The following is a 17704-nucleotide window of genomic DNA, read 5'->3' as shown; positions in this document are numbered from 1 at the left end:
CCTGACGCTATAGTCCGACACGTCGAGAAGCCCCCGCGAACGATCGCGGGGGCTTTTTGTTGACGTCGCGCATCAATCTTGTTCAATGCGGCGACGATCCGTTCCGGGTGGAGAAAGATGGCTGCCGTTCGATTTCAGGTTGCGGGCGTTCTGGCCGCATTCGCGTTGTGCACTGCGATGAGCGGCCCGGCCCTGGCGCAAAAGAAATACGACAGCGGCGCTTCCGATACCGAGATCAAGATCGGCAACATCATGCCCTATAGCGGCCCGGCCTCCGCCTATGCGGCGATCGGCAAGGCCGAGGAAGCCTATTTCAACAAGATCAATGCCGAGGGCGGCATCGGCGGCCGCAAGATCAAGTTCATCTCCTACGACGACGGCTATTCGCCGCCGAAGACGGTGGAGCAGGCCCGCAAGCTGGTCGAGAGCGACGGGGTGCTGCTGATCTTCGGTTCGCTCGGCACCTCCACCAACGGCGCCATTCGCAAATACATGAACGAGAAGAAGGTGCCGCAATTGTTCGTGGCGAGCGGCGCTTCGAAGTGGAACGATCCGAAGCAATATCCCTGGACCATGGGCTGGCAGCCGAGCTACGCCAGCGAGGCGCGCATCTACGCCAAGTACATCATGAAGGAGAAGCCGGACGGCAAGATCGGCGTGCTCTACCAGAACGACGATTTCGGCAAGGACTATCTGAAAGGACTGAAGGACGGTCTTGGGCCCAAGGCCTCGATGATCGTGCTGGAAGATAGCTACGACACGTCGGAGCCGGCAATCGACGAGCACGTCGTGAAATTGAAGGCCTCCGGCGCCGACATCTTCGTCAGCATCACCACGCCGAAATTTGCGGCACAGGCGATCAAGAAGGCGGCCGAGATCAACTGGCATCCGGTCCACATCATCTCCAACGTCTCGGCCTCGGTCGGCGGCGTGCTCGAGCCGGCGGGGCTCGAGATCTCGCAAGGGATCCTGTCGGCGAGCTACACCAAGGACGGGTCCGACCCGCAATGGAATGCCGACGACGGCATGAAGAAGTTCTACAACTTCCTCGCCAAATACGATCCCAAGGCCAACAAGCTCGATGCCGGCGTCGTGTTCGGCTATGCTGCCGCGCAGACTATGGTGAAGGTGCTGCAGATGTGCGGCGACGATCTCACCCGCGACAACGTCATGAAGCAGGCGGCAAGCCTGAAGGATTTCGAGCCCGACACCCTGTTGCCCGGCATCAAGATCAACACCGCAGCGGATAATTTCGCCCCGATCGAGCAGCTCCAGATGATGCGGTTCAAGGGCCGGAAATGGGAGCTGTTCGGGGACGTCATCTCGAGCGAACTCGGCCACTGAAGCCGCGCAACTCAAACTCGCTCCTGATCGGCTCGTCAACTCAGACGGATGCACCTTCTCGCAGTCGCACACGCGCGCGCGCCCGTCCCTGACTACTAAAGAAGCAGCCCCTGCGACCCCGCCGCAGGGGCTTTCTGTTGTAGGCATCAGGTAAATCGTATTGAATTGCGGCTGCGTCACCAAGAACAGGCAACACAAGAAAAGGGACGCACACACACCAAGAAAATAGGGAGATAGGAATGCCCGCTGTCACCGGCAAACTTGCGGCCGCGTCACTGGCGCTCGCGCTCATTGCGGCCTCGGCCTCCACTGCATCGGCCCAGAAGAAATACGATACCGGCGCGACCGATACCGAGATCAAGGTCGGCAACATCATGCCCTACAGCGGACCGGCCTCCGCCTACGGCATCATCGGGCGGACGGAAGCCGCCTATTTCAAGAAGATCAACGACGAAGGCGGCATCAACGGCCGCAAGATCAACTACATCAGCTACGACGACGCCTATTCGCCGCCGAAGACGGTGGAGCAGGCGCGCAAGCTGGTCGAGAGCGACGAGGTGCTGTTCATCTTCAACTCGCTCGGCACGCCGCCGAACTCGGCGATCCACAAATACATGAACTCGAAGAAGGTGCCGCAGCTCCTGGTGGCCACCGGCGCCACCAAGTGGAACGATCCGCAGAACTTCCCCTGGACGATGGGGTGGCAGCCCAACTACCAGAGCGAAACGCAGATCTACGCGAAATGGCTGCTCAAGAACAAGCCGGACGCCAAGATCGCCGTGCTGTTCCAGAACGACGATTACGGCAAGGATTATCTCAAAGGTCTGAAGGACGGCCTCGGCGCCAAGGCCGCGTCGATGATCGTCATGGAGGAGAGCTACGAGACCTCCGAGCCGACCATCGACAACCACATCGTCAAGCTGAAGTCGACCGGCGCCGACGTCTTCATGAACATCACGACGCCGAAATTCGCGGCGCAGGCGATCAAGAAGGTGGCCGAGATCGGCTGGAAGCCGCTGCACTTCCTCAACAACGTCTCGGCCTCCGTCGGCAGCGTGCTCAAGCCCGCCGGGTTCGAGAACTCGCAGGACATCATCTCCGCCGACTATCTGAAGGACATTTCGGATTCGACGTGGAACAGCGACCCCGGCATGAAGGACTTCGTCGCCTTCATGAACAAGTACTTTCCTGACGGCGACAAGCTCGATCACGGCACTATCGTCGGCTACGGCGTGGCGCAGACCCTGGTCCAGATCCTGAAGCAGTGCGGCGACGATCTCACCCGCGCGAACGTCATGAAACAGGCCGCCAGCCTGAAGGACTTCCGCACCGAAGTGCTGCTGCCGGGCGTGCAGATCAACACCTCGCCGACCGATTTCGCGCCGATCAGCCAGCTCCAGCTCGAGAAGTTCAAGGGCGAGAAGTGGGAACTGTTCGGCGACGTGATCAGCGCCGACGTCGGCGGCTAACCGCCTGATACCCACGACGATGAAAACCCCCTGCGAACCATCGCAGGGGGTTTTTGCTTGCGCGTCGATTATGATCACGCGATTGCACAATCGAATGATGGCAAAGCCGGCTTACGCTTTGGCGCATGATGCGGTAGGCAGGTGAGCGGCGCGTTTGCCGCCCGTCTTTCCTGCCCGCTCAAGGCCCTTCGTCATGACCGACCGACGCCCCCTGCTCCGCGCGCTCTACGACGCCGCCGTTGCCGCCGCTCATCCCAACACGGTGCTGGCGCCGCATTTGCGGCCCGTTCCGAGTGGACGCGTGATCTGTCTCGCCGCCGGCAAGGGCGCGGCCGCGATGGCCGCCGCCGCCGAGCGGCATTATCTCGACACGCTCGGGATCGCACCGGAGCGCCTGGTCGGCATCGCCACCACGCGTCACGGCTACGGCGTACCGACCCGCCGCATCCGCGTGGTCGAGGCCGGTCATCCTGTGCCTGACGAAGCCGGCCTGAAGGGCGCGGCCGATACGCTTGCGCTCGCAGCCGAGGCCGGGCCGGACGATTTGCTCCTGGTGCTGCTCACCGGCGGCGGCTCGGCGAACTGGATCGCGCCCGTCAACGGCATCAGCTTCGCGCAGAAGCAGGCGGTCAACAAGGCGCTGCTCCGCTCCGGCGCTCCGATCGGCGAGATGAATGTCGTGCGCAAGCATCTGTCGCGGAGCAAGGGCGGCAGGCTCGCGCGCGCGGGCAAAAATGCCGCCGAGATCGTGACGCTTGCGATCTCCGACGTGCCGCATGACGATCCCTCCGCGATCGCCTCGGGTCCGACCGTGCCCGATCCGACCACGCTCAATGATGCGCGCGCCATCGTCGCCCGGTACAAGCTCGACATCGACGATGCCGTTCGCCGCGCGCTGGACGACCCCGCCAACGAAAGCTGCAAGCCGGGAGACGCCGCGTTCGCGCGCGCGCATTTCGAATTGATCGCACGTCCGAAGCAATCGCTCGACGCTGCGGTCAAACTCGCGCATGAGGCCGGTTACGAGACGATCGATCTCGGCGCCGACCTCGAAGGCGAGGCCCGCGATGTTGCCACCGATCACGCCAGGCTGGCGCTTCAGGCCCGCGCCCAGGGCAAGCGCGTCGCGATCCTCTCCGGCGGCGAGCTCACGGTCACCGTGCGGGGCAATGGCCGCGGCGGCCCGAACCAGGAATACGCGCTGGCGCTCGCCGCCCTCTTGAAGGACACGCCTGACATCTCCGCGCTCGCCGGCGACACCGACGGCGCCGATGGCGGTGCCGGCCATCCCACCGACCCCGCCGGCGCGCTGATCGACGCGGCGACATTCGCGAAGATGACGGCGCAGGGGCTGCAGCCGCAGGCCTATCTCGACAACAACGATGCGACGACGTTCTTCGAGGCGACGGGCGACCTGCTGCTGCCGGGTCCCACGCTGACCAATGTGAACGACATCAGGGTGATCCTGGTCGACTGACACGGCGGCATCGCCATCCCGCCGGCGCCGCGCGCGGTTCGGCGGGACGGCCTGGTTAACGATCTCTGAATTCTCGTCGGCGTCCTCTTTTCCAGGGGGCGGGCATCGCCGCCTTTAACCTCGCATTCGCCGCAGTTTCAGGAACATGTCCCGAAACTGGGCGTATTGTTGGGCTGATTCACCACCGCCTGCTCTAATCGCGTCGTCCCGGGGGCAACGCACATGGCGCAAAGTGATCAGGAGGTCGCAAGCATTGATCCGCTCGTGCTCGGCGAGCTGCTCAAGTGCGCCGCCAATAATCTGTGGCTTGGGATCATCCTTTTTGGCAGCGACCGCAGGGTCATTTTCTGCAATCCGCGCTACCGCGAGATGTACGCGCTCTCGCCCGAGCAGGTGCGCCCGGGAACGCCGATCAAGGACCTGATCCAGCATCGGCTCAAACTGGGCCTGAACATCGGCGGAGAAGCCGGCGCCTATGTCCGCGCCCGCACGGAAGGCTCGGTCGTCAGCGAGCAGACGGTCCAGCAGTTCGCCGACGGAAGAATCATCGCCTACACCATCCATCCCCTGCCCGACGGCGGCGGCATGGCGACCCACGAGGACATTACCGAGCGCGAAGAGCTCAGTGCGCGGCTGCAGGAGCGCAATTTTCAGTTCGACATTGCGATCAACAACATGTCGCAGGGACTTTGCTTCTTCAGCGCCGACCATCGGCTGCTCGTCTGCAACACGCACTATATCGAAATGTACGGCCTGCCGCCCGACCGCGTTCGTCCGGGCACGCCGCTCCAGGAGATCCTCGACCTGCGCTTCGAAGCCGGCAGCGTGCCGGCGATGACGCGGGAGGAATACGCCACATGGCGGACCGATGTCGCCACGTCGGCCGAGGCCATGGACAGCATCGTCGAGATGCGGAACGGGCGAACCTTCAAGATCAGGCACCGACCGATGCCCGATCTCGGATGGGTGGCGACCCACGAAGACATCACCGAGCAGCGCAAGGCGGAATTGCAGATCGCGCATATGGCGCACCACGATGCGCTGACGGACCTCGCCAATCGCGCCCTGCTCGGTCAGCGCCTCAAGCAGGCGCTCGAGCAGGGCGGGATGTTCGCGATCCACCACATCGATCTCGACAAGTTCAAGGCCGTCAACGACACCCTGGGCCACCAGGCCGGCGACATCCTGCTGCAGGATGTCAGCCGCCGCCTCAAGCAGCTCGCGCGCGACAGCGACACGATCGCGCGCATGGGCGGCGATGAATTCGTCATCCTCCAGTCGCCGATTTCCGATTCGAGCGAAGCGGACACGCTGGCGCGCGATGTTGTCAGCACCCTGAGTGCTCCGTTCGGGCTCGACGGACACCAGGCTATTGTGGGCGCGAGCATCGGGATCGCCATTGCGCCCGGCGACGGCTCGACGCCCGAGCAACTCCTGCACAATGCCGATCTGGCCCTGTATCGCGCCAAAAGCGACGGCCGCGGCATGTACTGCTTCTTCAAACCGGCCATGGGCGAAGAGGCGCAAAGCCGTCGCGCGCTGGAGCAGGACCTTCGCAACGGCCTTGCCGCCGGCGAGTTCGAACTGCACTACCAGCCGGTCGTGAAGACCGACGGCGGCGAGATCAGCGGCTTCGAAGCCTTGATCCGTTGGCGACATCCAGGGCGCGGACTGGTCGCGCCGAACAGCTTTATCCCGCTTGCGGAAGAGATCGGCCTGATCGTGCCGATCGGCGAATGGGTGATCCGGCAGGCCTGTGCCACTGCAAGCCGATGGCCGGACCATCTGCACGTCGCCGTCAACATCTCGGCGGTGCAATTCCGCCAGCCGGGCCTGACAGAGGTGATCGTCGGCGCGCTCGCGGCCTCCGGCCTCGATCCGCGGCGGCTGGAAATCGAAATCACGGAAAGCGTTCTGCTGCAGGACAGGCATGGGACGCTGACGACGCTGCACCAGCTCCGGGCGCTGGGCATCAAGGTCGCCATGGACGATTTCGGCACCGGCTATTCGTCACTGACCTATCTGCAATGCTTCCCCTTCGACAAGATCAAGATCGACCGGTCTTTCGTCAGCGGCGTGGAAAACAATGCGGCCTCCCTCAGCATCGTGCGGGCGGTGGCGGCACTGGCGCGCGGGATGGGCATGACGACGACGGCGGAGGGCGTGGAGACCGAGGAGCAGCGGGACCGGATCGCAGCGGAAGGCTGCACGGAAATGCAGGGCTATTTGTTCAGCCCGCCCTTGCCCGCCCTGGAAATCGAGCGCCGCTTCCTGTTCGCGGAAGCACCTGCCATGCCCGATCGGTTCGCCGCGGCGTAACCGCCGCCCCGCCCGCGTTTCCAGGTTCGATGCTCCGTCTTCGGAGCAATGAAAGCGTCAAAACTCGTTGGCGATCTTCGAGAGCATCCCGAGCAGGGCTTCGCGGTTGGACGGCCCGAGCAGCTCGTTCAGCCGGGCCTCGTGCTTGGTGGCGACGAGCTTCTTGGCGCGGGCCAGCACGGCCTTGCCCTTGTCGGTCAGCACCAGGATGTGCGAGCGGCGGTCGTTGGTAGAGCGGATCCGCGCGCAAAGGTCGCGGCTCTCGAGATTATCGAGCATCGCCACGAAATTCGGCCGCAGGATGCCGAGAGTGGAGGCGATCTCGGTCTGATTACGGCCGGGGTTTTTCTCGACCAGCAGCAGCACGGAGAACTGCGCCGGCGTGAGCTGGAGCGAGGCCATGCAGCGCAGAAAGTTCTCGAACACCTTGAGCTGTGCCCGCTTCAGGACATAGCCGAGCTGCTCCGAGAGCTCGCCGAGCTGGAGGGCTTCGCCAGGCCCGTCGGCCGCGTCCTTGCGGCCCTTGGCGGTCTCGGCGGGTTTTTCAGAGGACTTTTCAGCGCTTTTGGAAACGGTCATCGCCTCATGCTCGCAATCCCGTTAAGTTCGGGAGGATCGTTCGCCACCCTTGATGTTATATTTGATAATTGTTATGGACCATATCAAATATCGTCAGCGCTGTTCAATGGCTGTGAGCGGACCGTCCACCACAATCAGGGGACCGGTCCTGAATCTTTGAGGGGGAGCGTCCGGTCTTGAATACCACCATCATGCTGTTCCTGCTGCAGGACGGCATCACCAATGGCGCGATCTATGCGCTGCTCGGCCTGGCGCTGGTGCTGGTGTTCGCCGTCACCCGCGTCATCCTCATTCCACAAGGCGAATTCGTCACCTATGGCGCGCTGACCTATGCCTCGCTGGCCGCGGGCCAGATGCCGGGCACGGCCAAACTTGCGCTCGCCCTCGGCATTGGCGCCTTCGCGTTCGACCTGTTCGCCGCGCGCAAGGCGCTGCACGGACGCCTGGTGCTGCGCAGCGTCCTCACCAACATCGTGCTGCCGGCCATCGTGCTGGCGCTGACCGTCTACTACGCCACCCAGAAGCCGCCGGTTGCGGCCTGCATCGCGCTGTCGCTGGTGATCGTGGCGATGATCGGCCTGTTTCTCTACCGCATCGCATTCCAGCCGCTGGCGCACACCTCGGTGCTGGTGCTGCTGATCGCCTCGGTGGGCGTCCACCTGGCGCTTCAGGGTTTGGGCCTCTTGTTCTTCGGCGCCGAAGGCCAGCGCGGACCTGCCGTGCTGGCCGGATCTTTCACCACCGGCGCGCTGCGCTTCACGGGCCAGAGCATCACGGTCTACGGCATTACCATCGCCTTCATCGTCGGGCTGTGGCTGTTCTTCGGGCTGACACTTTACGGCAAGGCGCTGCGCGCGACCGCCGTGAACCGGCTGGGTGCCCGGCTCGTCGGCATCCGCACCACGCTGTCCGGGCAGATCGCCTTCCTGCTGGCGTCCGTCATCGGCGCACTGTCGGGCATCATGATCGTGCCGATCACGACGCTCTATTACGACTCGGGCTTCCTGATCGGCCTGAAGGGCTTTGTCGCCGCCATCATCGGCGGGCTTGTCAGCTATCCCCTCACCGCGGTCGCGGCGCTGGTCGTCGGCATCGTCGAGGCGTTCTCGTCCTTTTATGCCTCCAACTACAAGGAGGTGATCGTTTTCATGCTCTTGATTCCCGTGCTGCTGCTGCGCTCGCTCGCGGCGCCTGCGGTCGAGGAAGAAAAGGACTGATGCCAAGATGCAGAGCCGGCTTCCCATCCTCATCTTCGCGCTGATCATGGCGGCGATCCCGTTCGTTCCGGGCATGCCCCCGTTCTGGATCGTGCTGCTGGACAATGTCGGCCTCACCGCCCTGGTCGCGATGGGCCTCGTGCTGCTGACCGGCGTCGGCGGCCTGACCTCGTTTGGACAAGCGGCCTTCGTCGGCTTCGGCGCCTACACCACCGCGGTGCTGTCGACGACCTACGGCATGTCGCCTTGGCTGACGCTGCCGCTGTCGCTGGTGGTCAGCGGATTGTTGGCGGTGCTGCTCGGCCTCGTCACGGTCCGTCTGTCCGGCCATTATCTGCCGCTCGGCACGTTGGCCTGGGGACTCGGCTTGTTCTATCTCTTCAGCAAGCTGGAGTTTTTGGGAAGAAACGACGGCATCTCGGCGATCCCACCGCTATCGATCGGCTCGTTCAAAATGCTCTCGCCCGGTTCGATCTACTACGCGATCTGGGTTGCCGTAATCCTCTCGGCGCTGCTCACGATGAACCTGCTGGACTCCCGTACCGGCCGCGCCATCCGCGCGCTCCGGCGCGGCCATGTCGCGGCCGAGGCGTTCGGCGTGCACACGCCGCGGGCGAAAATGCTGGTGTTCATCCATGCCGCCGTGCTTGCCGGCCTCTCCGGCTGGCTCTACGCCCATCTTCAACGCGCGGTGAATCCGACGCCGTTCGGCGCGCAGGCCGGCATCGAATATCTCTTCATCGCCGTGGTCGGCGGCGCCGGCTATGTCTGGGGCGGCGTCCTCGGTGCGGCGCTCGTCGTGGTCCTGAAGGAAGTGCTGCAGAGCTACCTGCCGCTGATCCTGCCCGGCTCCGGCCAGGTCGAGACCATCGTGTTCGGCATCATGCTGGTGGCGCTGCTCCAGCTCGCACCCGGCGGCGTCTGGCCCTGGCTGATGTCGTTCCTGCCCCAGCGTACCAGTGGCAAGAAGCCGGACACTTCGCTGAAACTGGAGCAGCGCACCCGCTCGCCCGGCCAATCCAGCGTCCTGCTTCAGGTCGAGAAGGCGCGGAAGCAATTCGGCGGCGTGGTCGCGGTGAACAACGTCTCCTTCGACGTTCAGGCTCGCGAGATCGTCGCGCTGATCGGCCCCAACGGCGCAGGCAAGAGCACCACCTTCAACCTGATCACCGGCGTGCTGTCGGCCAGCTCGGGCTCGATCTCCGTGCTCGGCAACAAGGTGGACAGGGCGCCCCCGCAGGAGATCGTCAAGCTCGGCATCTCCCGCACCTTCCAGCACGTCAAGCTGGTGCCTGACATGACCGTGCTGGAAAACGTCGCAATCGGCGCGCATCTGCGCGGCCATTCGGGGCCGATTTCCTCAATGCTGCGGCTCGACCGCACTGATGAGGCAAAGCTGCTCGCCGAAGCCGCCCGCCAGATCGAGCGGGTCGGACTGGGCGAGCAGATGCATCAGCTCGCAGGCTCGCTGTCGCTGGGACAACAACGGATCGTCGAGATCGCCCGCGCGCTGTGCGTCGATCCGATGCTGCTGCTGCTCGACGAGCCGGCGGCCGGCCTGCGCCACATGGAGAAGCAGCAGCTCGCGACGTTGCTGCGGGAGCTGCGCGACGGCGGCATGAGCGTCTTGCTCGTCGAGCACGACATGGGCTTCGTCATGAACCTCGCCGACCGCATCGTGGTGCTCGATTTCGGCACCAAGATCGCGGAAGGAACGCCGGCCACGATCAAGACCAATCCCGAAGTGATCAAGGCCTATCTCGGAGTGGCGGCATGAGCGCGCTGTTGTCCGTCGCCGACGCCCATGTCGCCTATGGCAAGGTCGAGGCCGTGCGCTCTGTCTCGCTCGAAGTCGGCCAGAACCAGATCGTCACCATCGTCGGCGCCAACGGTGCCGGCAAGACCACGCTGCTGTCCGCCATCATCGGCATTTTGCCGCTGAAGGGGCGCGTTTCATTCGCAGGTCAGGATCTGTCGCGGCTCGACATCGAGGACCGCGTCGCCATGGGGCTGGGCCTCGTTCCCGAGCACCGCGAATTGTTCGTGACCATGAATGTCGAGGACAATCTCGAGTTAGGAGCCTTCCGCATCGAGAGAAGCAAGGCGAAAGCCTCGATGGAGCGGGTCTACACGCTGTTTCCGCGGCTCAAGGAGCGGCGCAAGCAGCTCGCCGGCACGCTCTCCGGCGGCGAGCAGCAGATGCTCGCAATGGGCCGCGCGCTGATGGGCGAGCCCAAGCTCCTGATGCTGGACGAGCCGAGCCTCGGCCTCGCCCCGATCATCGTCGCCGACATTTTCCGCATCGTCACCGAGTTGCGTGCCGCCGGCGTCTCCGTGCTGCTGGTCGAGCAGAACGCGCAGGCCGCGCTCAAGATCGCGGATCAAGCCTACGTCATGGAGCTCGGCGAGTTCGTGCTCAGCGGCAAGGCCAGCGACATCGCGGCGAATGAACGCGTCGCCGCCAGCTATCTCGGCTTCCAGCACGAAGGCGCGAGTGTGTTGTAAGTGCGCCGTGAACTCCTCTTCCCTTCTCCCCTTGCGGGAGAAGGAGGCGCGAAGCGCCGGATGAGGGGTATCCATCCAAACGGAAAGCGCTTCATTCGCGGAGAGGGACCCCTCATCCCGCGCAAGTCGCTCTAGCTTTCATTGGATGGTGAGTTCGCCTCCCCCTTCAGCGCCGCGACCTCCGCCTCCAGCTCCGCTATCTTCGCATCCCTCGCCGCCAGCGCCGCTGCCACATCGCCAGCGTCGAACTTCTGCGGGATGTGCTGCGGGCAGTTCGTATCCCACGCTTCGATCTTGAACAGGATCACCTGCTCCGGGCGCGCCCGATAGCCTTTCGGCATCAGCGATGTCGTCAGCGCCTCGTCGTCCTCGACCACGCGGGCCTCGCCCCAGATCTTCACCCGGCGGCGATGGGCGTAGTCCATCAGGAAGATGTAAGCCTTGGGATTTTCGGACAGGTTTCCCTGCGTGATGTATTGCCGATTGCCGGCGTAGTCCGCGAACGCCAGCGTCTGCTTGTCCAGCACCTTCAAGAAGCCCTTCGGGCCGCCGCGATGCTGAATGTAGGGCTGGCCATCGGCCGAGGCGGTGGCAAGATAAAAGCTGTTGGCATCGGCCAGGAACGCCGCGAGGTTCTCATCGACCTCGGTGCGCCAGCCGCGCTGCTCGGCATGCGCATAGCCTTCGCGTGATCCCTTTCGGGTCTGGATCGACTTCACCGCCGGCGTGAATGCCACGTCGCTGGCGTAGGTGTGAGTTGCCGTCATCGGACCATCTCCTGAAATCCGACGCATCCCTGCGTCTTCGCCAGCTAAAGTGGACTTTTCGCAGGCTAAAACAATCGGTCCGCTTGACACTTCATCATTGCGGTATATGCAACAATGCCATGGATCGCCTCGAAGCCATGCATGTTTTCGTCGCCGTCGCCGATTTGCGCGGCTTCGCGCCGGCGGCACGAAAGCTGCGGCTGTCCCCCTCGGCGGTGACGCGGCTGATCGCGGCTCTGGAGGAGCATCTCGGGGCGCGGCTGTTGCAGCGGACCACCCGTCAAGTGACCCTGACCGACGTCGGAACGCGCTATCTGGAGCGTGCGCGTCGCATCCTCGCCGATGTCGAGGAGGCCGACGGCTCGGCACGGGAGGAGCGCAGCCGGCCGAGCGGGCGGCTGGTAGTGGCGGCGCCGGTCGGCTTCGGCCGGCTCCATGTCGGCCCTGTCATGATCGCCTACCTCAAGCGCTATCCCGAGGTCGCCTGCGAATTGCGGCTGTCGGACCACCTCGTCAACCTCGTGGAAGATGCCGTCGATGTTGCGGTGCGGATCGGCCATCTCACCGACTCCTCGCTCGTCGCGCGCCAGGTCGGCGAGATGCGGCGGATCGTGGTGGCGACGCCAGGCTATCTGAAGCGGCATGGCGAGCCGAAGACGCCGGAGGCATTGCTCGCGCACCAGACCATCGCCTTCGGTCCATCCGCGAACTGGCGCTTCGAGCAGGACGGCCGCGACATCGAGGTGGCGCCGAATCCACGCTTCGCCAGCAACAGCGCCGACGCCGCCCTGCAATATACCGAGGCCGGCGGCGGCGTGACCCGAGTGCTGGCCTATCAGGCCGACGAAGGCTTGCGGCGCGGGCGGCTCAAGATCGTATTGGCGAACTACGAGCAGCCGGCGCTGCCAATCCACATCGTCTACCCGACCTCGCGCCTGCTCTCCGCCAAGGTGCGCGCCTTCGTCGATCTCGTGGTGGAGACCGCGGAGTGGAAATTTGGGTGACGCCCTCACCCCTTCTTCGGCACGACGCGAAAGGTGCCGCTGGCGCGCGCGATCACGGCGCCGTCGGCCTTCGCGAGGCACTGCGCGAAGCAGATCGTGCTGCCGGTCTTGATCGCCTCACCCTCAACTGCCAGCCATTGGCCGATCTCGCCGGCGCCGACATAGTCGACCGACAGCGAGATCGTGACCAACGAGGTGGTCCAGCCCGTCGCCTGCGCGCAGCTGTAGCCCATGGCGGCATCGGCCAGCGCCGCGATCAGGCCGCCATGGATCAGCCCGCGCGCGTTGGTGTGCGGTGTTGCCAGCCGCAATCCCACGGTGACGCCGTTGTCGGTCTTCCTGGAGTAAAGCGGCTCCCAGGGATCGGTGAGCGGGGCTTTGCGAAAGTGCGGCTCGAAGCCGGCGGGGATGTCGGTGCTGGTCATGTCCATCTCGCGTTGGTGGCTGCCGCCATTGAACGCGAGGGACGTGACGGTTGCATCACCTACAAAGTTTTAAACGACATTTGCGCGGGCGTTTGAAATGGACGGCGGCGTCGCCTCACCAGGACTGTCATCACCCGCGAAAGCGGGTGATCCAGTATTCCAGAGACGGCGACGTGATACGGAGAGGCCGCGGCGTACTGGATGCCCCGCCCTTCGCGGGGGCATGACGGTGACCGTCCTAAAACGGCAGCCCCACGTAATTCTCCGACAGCGACGTCATCGCGGCCTGCGACTGCGTGACGTAGTCGAGCTCGGCGAGCTGGATGCGCGCGCCGATGGTGCCGGTGTCGGGGAATTTGTGCAGCATCGAGGTCATCCACCAGGAGAAGCGCACGGCCTTCCAGACCCGCGCCAGTGCCTTCGCCGAATAGGCATCAATGCCGGCGCTGGATTTTTCGTCGTAGAACTCGCGAAATGCGCTCGACAGATAATGCGCGTCGCTGGCCGCCAGGTTCAGCCCCTTGGCGCCGGTCGGCGGCACGATATGGGCGGCGTCACCGCACAGGAACATCCTGCCGAAGCGCATCGGCTCGGCGACGAAGCTGCGCAGCGGCGCAATGCTCTTCTCGATCGAGGGGCCCGTGATCAGGCTGTCGGCGGCGTCCTGGTCGAGCCGGCGCCTGAGCTCGTCCCAGAAACGGTCGTCCGGCCATTGGTCGACATGGTCATCGAGCGCGCACTGCACATAGTAGCGGCTGCGTCTGGTCGAACGCATGGTGCACAGCGCAAAGCCGCGGGCGTGGTTGGAATAGATCAGCTCGTGGCTGACCGGTGGCGTCTCGGAGAGGATGCCGAGCCAGCCGAACGGGTAGATGCGCTCGAACTCCTCGATCGCCGAAGCCGGAACGCTGGCGCGGCTGACGCCATGAAAGCCGTCGCAGCCGGCGATGAAATCACAATCGATCGTGTGGGTGACGCCATCCTTCACGTAGGTTACGCGCGGGTGACTGCCGTCGAAATCATGCGGCTGCACGTCCCTGGCCTCGTAGACCGAGGTGAGACCGGCGGCCGCGCGTGCATTCATCAGGTCGAGCGTGACCTCGGTCTGGCCGTAGATCATGACCGTCTTGCCGGTCGAAGCCTTCATGTCGATGCGGTGCCGGCGCCCCGAAAAGGCGAGTTCGATCCCTTCATGCACCAGACCTTCGGCATGCGCCCGCGCGCCGGCGCCGATCTGGTCGAGCAGCGCGACGGTCCCCTCTTCCAGGAGACCTGCACGGATGCGGCCGAGCACATAGTCCGGGCTCTGCCGCTCCAGAATGACATTGTCGATGCCGTAACCGTGCAGCAGTTGCCCAAGCAACAATCCCGCCGGCCCTGCCCCGATGATTGCGACTTTTGTCCGCAATACTTGCTCCTCCCGATCCTGTAGGCTTTCGGCGCGGCTCGCTTGTCGCAGCCGTCCGCGCACGATAATTATATCATATAACGGTTGGGCAAAAGGGAGTGCGCGGCGGCACGCCGCGCCAGTTCCGGCTTGAACGCGCCGGCCAATTAGATAACATGTTAATTAACGAGACCGGGCCATCGAAGCCCGCCGTCAAAAGAGGGAGAGACACGTGATGAGGAAAGCCTGTCTGGCGTTGCTGCTGGCAGCAAGCGTGAGCCCTGCGCTCGCGCAGGACAAGACCTTCGATTTGAAGATCTCGCACTGGGTGCCGGCCTCGCATCCGCTGCAGAAATCGCTCGAGGACTGGGCAGCCGCGGTCGAGAAGGATTCCGGCGGCACCATCAAGGGCAAGGTGTTTCCGGCCCAGCAGATGGGCAAGGCCTTCGACCATTACGACATGGCGCGCGACGGCATCGCCGACGTCACCTATGTCAATCCCGGCTACCAACCGGGCCGTTTCCCGATCATCGGCGCTGGCGAATTGCCGTTCCTGATCTCGGACGCCAAGGGCGGCTCGATGGGGTTGGACGCCTGGTACCGCAAATACGCCGAGAAGGAGATGAAGGACGTCAAATACTGCCTCGCCTTCGTCCACTCGCCCTCCTCGTTCCATTCCAAGACCAAGAAGATCGTGATGCCGGAGGACGTGAAGGGCCTGAAGATCCGGCCCGCCCACGCCACCATGGCGAACTTCGTCACCTCGCTCGGCGGCACCAATGTGCAGTCCTCCGCGCCCGAAGTGCGCGACATCATCGAGCGCGGCGTCGCCGACGGCGTCACCTTCCCCTGGGGCTCTCTCGTGCTGTTCGGCATCGACAAGGTGACAAAGTACGACATGGAGGCGCCGCTCTACACCACGACCTTCGTGTTCGTCATGAACAAGGACAAGTACAATGCGATGTCCGACAAGCAGAAGGCCGCGATCGACAAGAATTGCACGGTCGAGATGGCCGGTGTGGTCGGCGAGCACTGGGGCAAGTTCGAGGATGCCGGCATTGACAAGGTCAAGGCGGAGACCGGTCACGAGGTCTACAAGCTGACACCCGAGCAGACCGCCGCCTGGAAGAAAGCCGCCGAGCCCCTGGTGAAAACCTGGAGCGACGGCGCGAAGAAGACCGGCGCGGATCCGGACGCGGCGCTTACCGAGCTGAAAGCCTCGCTGAAGAAGTACAACGCGCTGGCGGAGTAGCTCTTCGTCGAAACACAGGCGGCGGCGGGATGCATCTCGCCGCCGTTGTTCTGCAAGCGGGTCGAGACGCGAGGAGCGCGTCCTCTCCCTCTCCCGCCTGAGGATGACATCTCCTAGGAAGCTCACATGAAGCGCAGCTGGATGGATCGCGTTATCGATTCGATCGAATGGATCGCAGCGGCCTTCGTCGGCATCGTCGCGCTCGACATCTTCCTGTCGGTGCTGCTGCGCAACACGCTGAACTATGCGATCCCCGATAGTTTCGACATCGGCCGCATGCTGCTCGGCATCCTGATCTTCTGGGGCATCGCCGCCACCTCCTATCGCGGCACCCACATCACGGTCGATTTGGTCTGGGGCAATGTCGGGCCGCGCTACCAGCGCTGGATCGACGTGTTCGCGACCCTGGTGCTGCTGTTCGTCGTGACGGTGCAGACCTGGACGCTGTTCGACAAGGTCCGCGGCACCTACAACGACAACGTCCAGACCTTCGACATGCACATGCCGACCTGGCCGTTCTTCGCGATCGCCTGGATCGGCGACGTCTCGGCCGTGCTGCTGATCGCGATCCGCACCTACCGGTTGATCTTCCATCCCGAAGAAATGCACGACCCCAAGCTGAAGGCGACGGAGTAATCATGAGCACCGATGCCGTCGCCGTAATCGGCTTCGTTTCCCTGTTCGCCCTGATGCTGCTGCGCGTGCCGGTCGGCATGGCCATGGGCCTCGTCGGCGTCTCCGGCTTCTCCTATCTCGTCGGCGCCACGCCGGCGCTGAAGCTGGTCGGCCAGACCTCGATGCGCACGGTGACCGACTACACCTTCGGCGTCATTCCGATGTTCTTGCTGATGGGCTCCTTCGTCAGCAATTCCGGCATGAGCCGCGAGCTGTTCCGCGCCGCCAACGGCTTTGTCGGCCATTTGCGCGGCGGGCTCGGCATCGCTACCGTCGGCGCCTGCGGCGGCTTTGCCGCGATCTGCGGCTCCTCGGTCGCGACCGCAGCGACCTTCTCCGCGGTCGCTTATCCCGAGATGCGCCGCTTCGGCTATCCGCAATCGTTTGCCACCGGCGTGATCGCGGCCGGCGGCACGCTGGGCGCGATGCTGCCGCCCTCCACCGTGCTCGCCGTCTACGGCATCATCACCGAGCAAGACATCGGCAAGCTCTTCATCGCCGGCATCATCCCGGGCATCCTGGCGATGACCATGTACATGATCACGATCTTCCTGATCGGCTATTTCCGGCCGGACTTTCTGCCCAAGGGCAAGGTGCTGCCGTGGCGCGAGCGCTTCGCCGGCCTGAAGGACATCTGGGCGCCGGTGCTGCTGTTCGTGTTCGTGATCGGCGGCCTCTACGGCCTGCCCTATTTGCCGCGCTTCACGCCGACGGAAGCCGGCGGCGTCGGCGCTGCCGGCGCCTTCATCATCGGCGTGGCGACCGGCCGGCTCGACCGCGAGAAGATTCTGGCCTCGCTGCTGCAGGCGACGCGCACGGCGGCCGCCGTGTTCACCGTGCTGATCGGCGCCTTGATCTTCGGGTACTTCCTCACGGTGACGCAGACCCCGCAGAAGGTGACGGAATTCCTCACCGGCCTCGGCCTCGGCCCCTACGGCGTGTTGGCGCTGATCATGGTGATGTATCTCGTGCTCGGTTGCCTGATGGACGCCATGGCGATGATCATCCTCACCGTGCCGATCATCTTCCCCGTGATCATGCATCTCGGTTTCGACCCGATCTGGTTCGGCGTCATCATCGTCATGACGGTCGAGCTCGGCCTGATCCATCCGCCGGTGGGCATGAACGTCTTTGTCATCAAAAGCGTAGTGAAGGACGTCTCCTTCTCCACGATCTTCAGGGGCGTGATCCCGTTCGTTGCAACAGACCTCGTGCGCCTGGTGATCCTGATCGCCTTCCCGCTGCTGGCGACGTGGCTGCCGACGCGGATGATGGCCCATTGAG

General features: G+C 64.1%; 15 protein-coding genes. 11 read left to right on the top strand and 4 right to left on the bottom strand.

The window, feature by feature from the left end; all coding sequences use genetic code 11:
- Positions 1-117 precede the first annotated feature (117 nt).
- The 4 genes from IVB45_RS03450 to IVB45_RS03435 all read left to right on the top strand — a co-directional run bounded on the left by IVB45_RS03450 (position 118) and on the right by IVB45_RS03435 (position 6609).
- On the top strand, positions 118-1344 hold the full coding sequence (locus IVB45_RS03450) for an ABC transporter substrate-binding protein (RefSeq protein WP_247283526.1): 1227 nt from the start codon (positions 118-120) through the stop codon (positions 1342-1344).
- Between the two features lie 239 nt (positions 1345-1583).
- Positions 1584-2813 carry an ABC transporter substrate-binding protein gene (locus IVB45_RS03445; RefSeq protein ID WP_027570165.1) on the top strand — a complete coding sequence of 410 codons (1230 nt, stop codon included), beginning with the start codon at positions 1584-1586 and terminating at the stop codon, positions 2811-2813.
- A gap of 193 nt (positions 2814-3006) precedes the next feature.
- The gene (locus IVB45_RS03440) at positions 3007-4290 is read left to right on the top strand and encodes a glycerate kinase (protein WP_247362841.1); all 1284 of its coding nucleotides are present in this window, start codon (positions 3007-3009) and stop codon (positions 4288-4290) included.
- Between the two features lie 222 nt (positions 4291-4512).
- Positions 4513-6609 (top strand): EAL domain-containing protein, encoded by a 2097-nt coding sequence (locus IVB45_RS03435; RefSeq protein WP_247362842.1) that lies wholly within the window; start codon positions 4513-4515, stop codon positions 6607-6609.
- Between the two features lie 57 nt (positions 6610-6666).
- Here IVB45_RS03435 and IVB45_RS03430 read toward each other — a convergent pair whose 3' ends face one another.
- On the bottom strand, positions 6667-7188 hold the full coding sequence (locus IVB45_RS03430) for a MarR family transcriptional regulator (RefSeq protein ID WP_027570162.1): 522 nt from the start codon (positions 7186-7188) through the stop codon (positions 6667-6669).
- 176 nt (positions 7189-7364) lie between these two features.
- Here IVB45_RS03430 and IVB45_RS03425 point away from each other — a divergent pair, with 176 nt between their 5' ends.
- The 3 genes from IVB45_RS03425 to IVB45_RS03415 are packed head-to-tail and all read left to right on the top strand — an operon-like array spanning position 7365 to position 10910.
- Positions 7365-8405, top strand: coding sequence for a branched-chain amino acid ABC transporter permease (locus IVB45_RS03425; RefSeq protein WP_247362843.1), 1041 nt, complete (start codon positions 7365-7367; stop codon positions 8403-8405).
- 7 nt (positions 8406-8412) lie between these two features.
- Positions 8413-10182: a branched-chain amino acid ABC transporter ATP-binding protein/permease gene (locus tag IVB45_RS03420; protein WP_051462974.1), complete on the top strand. Its 1770-nt coding sequence runs from the start codon at positions 8413-8415 to the stop codon at positions 10180-10182.
- On the top strand, positions 10179-10910 hold the full coding sequence (locus IVB45_RS03415) for an ABC transporter ATP-binding protein (protein ID WP_027570159.1): 732 nt from the start codon (positions 10179-10181) through the stop codon (positions 10908-10910). Before IVB45_RS03420 ends, IVB45_RS03415 begins: the two co-directional genes overlap by 4 nt.
- 131 nt (positions 10911-11041) lie before the next feature.
- Here the strand turns inward: IVB45_RS03415 and IVB45_RS03410 are convergent, their stop codons facing one another.
- Entirely contained in the window at positions 11042-11677 is a 636-nt protein-coding gene (locus IVB45_RS03410) for a pyridoxamine 5'-phosphate oxidase family protein (RefSeq protein ID WP_247283502.1), read from the bottom strand.
- A gap of 119 nt (positions 11678-11796) precedes the next feature.
- Here IVB45_RS03410 and IVB45_RS03405 point away from each other — a divergent pair, with 119 nt between their 5' ends.
- Positions 11797-12681: a LysR family transcriptional regulator gene (locus IVB45_RS03405; protein WP_247362844.1), complete on the top strand. Its 885-nt coding sequence runs from the start codon at positions 11797-11799 to the stop codon at positions 12679-12681.
- A gap of 5 nt (positions 12682-12686) precedes the next feature.
- Here IVB45_RS03405 and IVB45_RS03400 read toward each other — a convergent pair whose 3' ends face one another.
- A complete protein-coding gene (locus IVB45_RS03400) occupies positions 12687-13106 on the bottom strand; it encodes a PaaI family thioesterase (RefSeq protein ID WP_007599679.1) in 420 nt (139 codons plus the stop codon).
- A 238-nt stretch (positions 13107-13344) separates the two neighbouring features.
- A complete protein-coding gene (gene pobA / locus IVB45_RS03395; protein ID WP_247362845.1) occupies positions 13345-14514 on the bottom strand; it encodes a 4-hydroxybenzoate 3-monooxygenase in 1170 nt (389 codons plus the stop codon).
- 214 nt (positions 14515-14728) lie between these two features.
- Here pobA and IVB45_RS03390 point away from each other — a divergent pair, with 214 nt between their 5' ends.
- From IVB45_RS03390 to IVB45_RS03380, 3 genes are all read left to right on the top strand, one after another.
- Entirely contained in the window at positions 14729-15745 is a 1017-nt protein-coding gene (locus tag IVB45_RS03390; protein WP_247362846.1) for a TRAP transporter substrate-binding protein, read from the top strand.
- Between the two features lie 126 nt (positions 15746-15871).
- Positions 15872-16381, top strand: a complete 510-nt coding sequence (locus IVB45_RS03385) for a TRAP transporter small permease (RefSeq protein WP_007599673.1) — start codon at positions 15872-15874, stop codon at positions 16379-16381.
- A gap of 2 nt (positions 16382-16383) precedes the next feature.
- Entirely contained in the window at positions 16384-17703 is a 1320-nt protein-coding gene (locus IVB45_RS03380; protein WP_027515392.1) for a TRAP transporter permease, read from the top strand.
- The last annotated feature ends 1 nt before the right edge of the window (position 17704 follow it).

The organism is Bradyrhizobium sp. 4, assembly GCF_023100905.1.
Classification (GTDB): Bacteria; Pseudomonadota; Alphaproteobacteria; order Rhizobiales; family Xanthobacteraceae; genus Bradyrhizobium.
This window is presented reverse-complemented; position numbering and strand designations above follow the sequence as displayed.